This is a genomic window from Caulobacter sp. AP07, assembly GCF_000281955.1.
In the GTDB taxonomy this organism is placed as follows: Bacteria; Pseudomonadota; Alphaproteobacteria; order Caulobacterales; family Caulobacteraceae; genus Caulobacter.
The window spans coordinates 1-3749 of the sequence record NZ_AKKF01000029.1; the positions used below are offsets into that span (position 1 = coordinate 1).

At 66.2% G+C, this 3749-nt stretch carries 3 protein-coding genes; 2 read left to right on the forward strand and 1 reads right to left on the reverse strand.

All coding sequences use genetic code 11. The annotated features are described in order from the left end of the window. Together PMI01_RS02505 and PMI01_RS26330 are read left to right on the forward strand one after the other, a co-directional pair. Positions 1-2008: vitamin B12 dependent-methionine synthase activation domain-containing protein (locus tag PMI01_RS02505; protein ID WP_007662553.1), on the forward strand; the 2008-nt coding region annotated here is incomplete at its 5' end. Between the two features lie 136 nt (positions 2009-2144). Next, complete coding sequence (locus PMI01_RS26330) at positions 2145-2822, forward strand: DUF1349 domain-containing protein (protein WP_007662555.1); 678 nt, start codon at positions 2145-2147, stop codon at positions 2820-2822. 84 nt (positions 2823-2906) lie between these two features. Here PMI01_RS26330 and PMI01_RS02510 read toward each other — a convergent pair. Beyond that, positions 2907-3749: LysR family transcriptional regulator (locus PMI01_RS02510; RefSeq protein ID WP_007662557.1), on the reverse strand; the 843-nt coding region annotated here is incomplete at its 5' end.

The following is a 3749-nucleotide window of genomic DNA, read 5'->3' on the forward strand; positions in this document are numbered from 1 at the left end:
GGAGCCGGTGCGGCGGGCCATCCACTCGGTGTTCCTCTACCACGCCATCGCGGCGGGCATGGACATGGGCATCGTCAACGCCGGCGACCTGCCGGTCTATGACACCCTGGACCCCGAGCTGCGCGAGGCCGTCGAGGACGTGATCCTCAACCGCCCGCAGCGCACCAACGTCTCCAACACCGAGCGCCTGGTCGACATGGCCCCGCGCTACAAGGGCGACAAGAGCCAGGTCCAGACCGCCAACCTCGAATGGCGCAAGGGCACGGTCAACGAGCGCATCACCCACGCCCTGGTCAACGGCATCACCGAATATATCGACGCCGATACGGAAGAGGCCCGCCTGTCGGTCGAGCGGCCGCTGCACGTCATCGAAGGCCACCTGATGGACGGCATGAACGTGGTCGGCGACCTGTTCGGCTCGGGCAAGATGTTCCTGCCGCAGGTGGTCAAGTCGGCCCGCGTCATGAAGCAGGCCGTGGCCTGGCTGGAGCCGTTCATGGAGGCCGAGAAGGCCGGCAAGCCGCGCGAGCAGGCCGGCCGCATCCTGATGGCCACCGTCAAGGGCGACGTCCACGACATCGGCAAGAACATCGTCGGCGTGGTGCTGCAGTGTAACAACTACGAGGTCATCGACCTGGGCGTGATGGTCCCGGCCGACCGCATTCTGGACGAGGCGCGCAAGCACAACGTCGACATGATCGGCCTGTCGGGCCTGATCACCCCGTCGCTGGACGAGATGGTGTTCGTGGCCTCGGAGATGGAGCGCCAGGGCTTCACCATGCCGCTGCTGATCGGCGGGGCCACCACCAGCCGCACCCACACGGCGGTCAAGATCGAACCGGCCTATCACAAGGGCTCGACCACCTATGTGCTCGACGCCAGCCGTGCGGTCGGCGTGGTCTCGGGCCTGCTGTCGCCCGGCGAGCGCGACCGCCTGCAGGCCGAGACGCGTACGGAATATGTCCGCATCCGCGAGCAATATGCCCGGGGCCAGTCCAACAAGGCGCGCACCAGCATCGTCGACGCCCGCAAGAAGAAGTTCGAGATCGAGTGGGCCGGCTACCAGCCGCCCAAGCCCAGCTTCATCGGCGTGCGCAGCTTCGAGCCGTCGCTGGCCGAGCTGGTCCCGTTCATCGACTGGTCGCCGTTCTTCGCCAGCTGGGAGCTGATCGGCCGCTTCCCGCAGATCCTGGAGGACGACGTGGTCGGCGAGGCCGCCACCGACCTCTATCGCGAAGCCCGCGAGATGCTCGACAAGGTGGTGGCCGAGAAGTGGTTCGGAGCCCGGGGCGTGATCGGCTTCTGGCCGGCCCAGGCCGACGGCGACGACATCGTTCTCTATACGGACGAAACCCGCGCCACCGAGCTGTCGCGCCTGTTCACCCTGCGCCAGCAGATGGACAAGGGGGCGGGCAAGATGAACGCCGCCTTGGCCGACTTCGTCGCGCCGATCGGCCATGGGGCCGACTATGTCGGCGGCTTCGCCGTCACCGCCGGCCATGGCGAGGACGAGATCGTCAAGCGCTTCAAGGACGCCGGTGACGACTACAGCGCGATCATGGCCTCGGCCCTGGCCGACCGCCTGGCCGAGGCGTTCGCCGAGTGGCTGCACTACAAGGCCCGCGTCGAGCTGTGGGGCTACGCGCCCGACGAGTCGGCCGACACCGACGTGATGATCGCCGAGAAATACCAGGGCATCCGCCCGGCCCCCGGCTATCCGGCCCAGCCCGACCACACCGAGAAGGGCACGCTGTTCAAGCTGCTCGACGCCGAGGCGGCCACCGGCATGATCCTCACCGAAAGCTACGCCATGAGCCCCGGCGCGGCGGTCTCCGGCTTCTATTTCAGCCATCCCAAGAGCCACTATTTCGGGGTCGGCAAGATCGACGCCGACCAGGTCGAGGACTACGCCCGCCGCAAGGGCTGGGAGGTGGCCTTCGCCGAGAAGTGGCTGTCGCCGATCCTCAACTACGACCCGGCGGCGCGGGCGCGGGACGCGGCGGCGTAGGGGACGGGCGTTTCTGCCTTCAGGGGTGTTTTTGAGACGCGCCCGCCTGACGGTCCGTGGACGTCGCCAATCGACTGACCGTGCCCACGATCCCTCGCCTTAGTCGATCAACTATCCTCCAGAAAAGGAAGCGCCGATGCGCCAGAACTTTCCTTTTATCGCCTTGCTCTCGACGCTCGCTATTTCCGGTGTGGGATCCGCGTGCGCGCAGGAGGCTGCACCGAAGCTGGCGGGTCTGCCCGAGCCTCTTAAGTGGCAGAATAGTGCGGTTGAGTGGAAGGTCGGTGACGACGGGCGGGCATTAACTCTAAAGGCCGGGCAAAAGACGGATTGGTTCTCCTGGCCAGGCGGCGGGTATGATCCGGATAAGTCACCGCGATTGCTCTTCAAGCCGGCCGATGATTTCAGCTTTAGTGCAAAAGTCGCTGTCAATGCGCAATCAAAATACGATGCCGGCTGTATTGTCCTTTACGGCACCTCCGCAGCCTGGGCCAAGTTCTGTCTTGAGGCCCAAGATGATGGGCAATTGTCCGTAATCTCTGTGGTTACAAGGGTATTGTCCGATGATGTGACATCCTTTTCGGTGAAAGGTGATTCAGTTTATCTTAAATTGGCGAAGAGTGGGGGTGTAATTTTCTTCTATTCGTCTGTTGACGGTAAGAAGTGGACGATTGTTCGTAAGCTTAATCTTGAAGCGCGTGGCGGTCTGTGGGCGGGGTTCTCCGCACAATCTCCTGAAGGGCAGGGGGCGACCGCGATTTTTACGGACTTTCATTATGGGGCAGGCCAAATCGACGTGTGGAAGCTTCAATAGTCGCAACTGGTCGCCAGTCGTCGTCGGACGGCCGGCGATGGATGATCACCCGGCGACGCTTTCGTCCGGCTTCAACACGCCGCCTCACCCCTGATCCGGGCACTGGCTGGCCGTGTCCTTCAGCCGTTCGATCAGCCAGCGCCCCGCTGGTCCTGGCGGGGTGTCGGCGCGGTGGGTGGCGTACATCGGCATCATGAAGCCGCCGGGGGGCGCCTCCTCCAGCTGGATCTCGACCAGGGTCCCGGCCTCGAGCTCCGGCTGGACCTGATGCCAGGGCATGCCGCCCCAGCCCAGGCCGGCCCGCAGGAAGGCGTGCTTGGCGCCAAGGTCGGCCAGGCGCCAGGTCCGGGGCGAGACCACCCCGAACTCACGGCCCTGGGTCAGGGTCGAGCGGTCGGTCAGCACCAGCTGGACGTGGCGCGACAGTTCCTCGGTCGACACGGGCCCGGCGTGGTCGGCCAGCGGATGGCCGGACGAGGCCACGAACAGCATGCGCATCGACAGCAGCCGCTCGCGCACCAGTTCCGGCGGCGCGTCGGGCAGCGAGCCCATCACCGCGAAGGCGGCGCGGCCATCGAGCACCGGCTGCAGCACCGCGCCCAGCGCCTCGACGTTGATGCGCAGGGCGGTGTCGGGGAACAGGGCCTGGAAGTCGCCGATCGCGTGGGTCAGCACCTGAATGGGGAACAGCACGTCGACCACGACCGACACCTCCGGCTCCAGTCCGCCGGCCAGGCTGGCGGCGCGGGCCTTGAAGGCGTCCATGCGGCCGGCCACCAGGCGCGCTTCGAGCAGCAGCGCCCGGCCTTCGTCGGTCAGCACCGGCAGACGCGCGGCGCGATCGAACAGGCGCACCCCGATCTGGCCCTCCAGATTGGCCAGGGTCTGGCTGACCACCGACTGGGCGCGGCCCAGCCGGCGGCCCCC

Excerpts from the sequence above, each read along its gene's own strand:
- PMI01_RS26330 (WP_007662555.1), top strand. The coding sequence starts at position 2,145 with ATGCGCCAGAACTTTCCTTTTATCGCCTTGCTCTCGACGCTCGCTATT.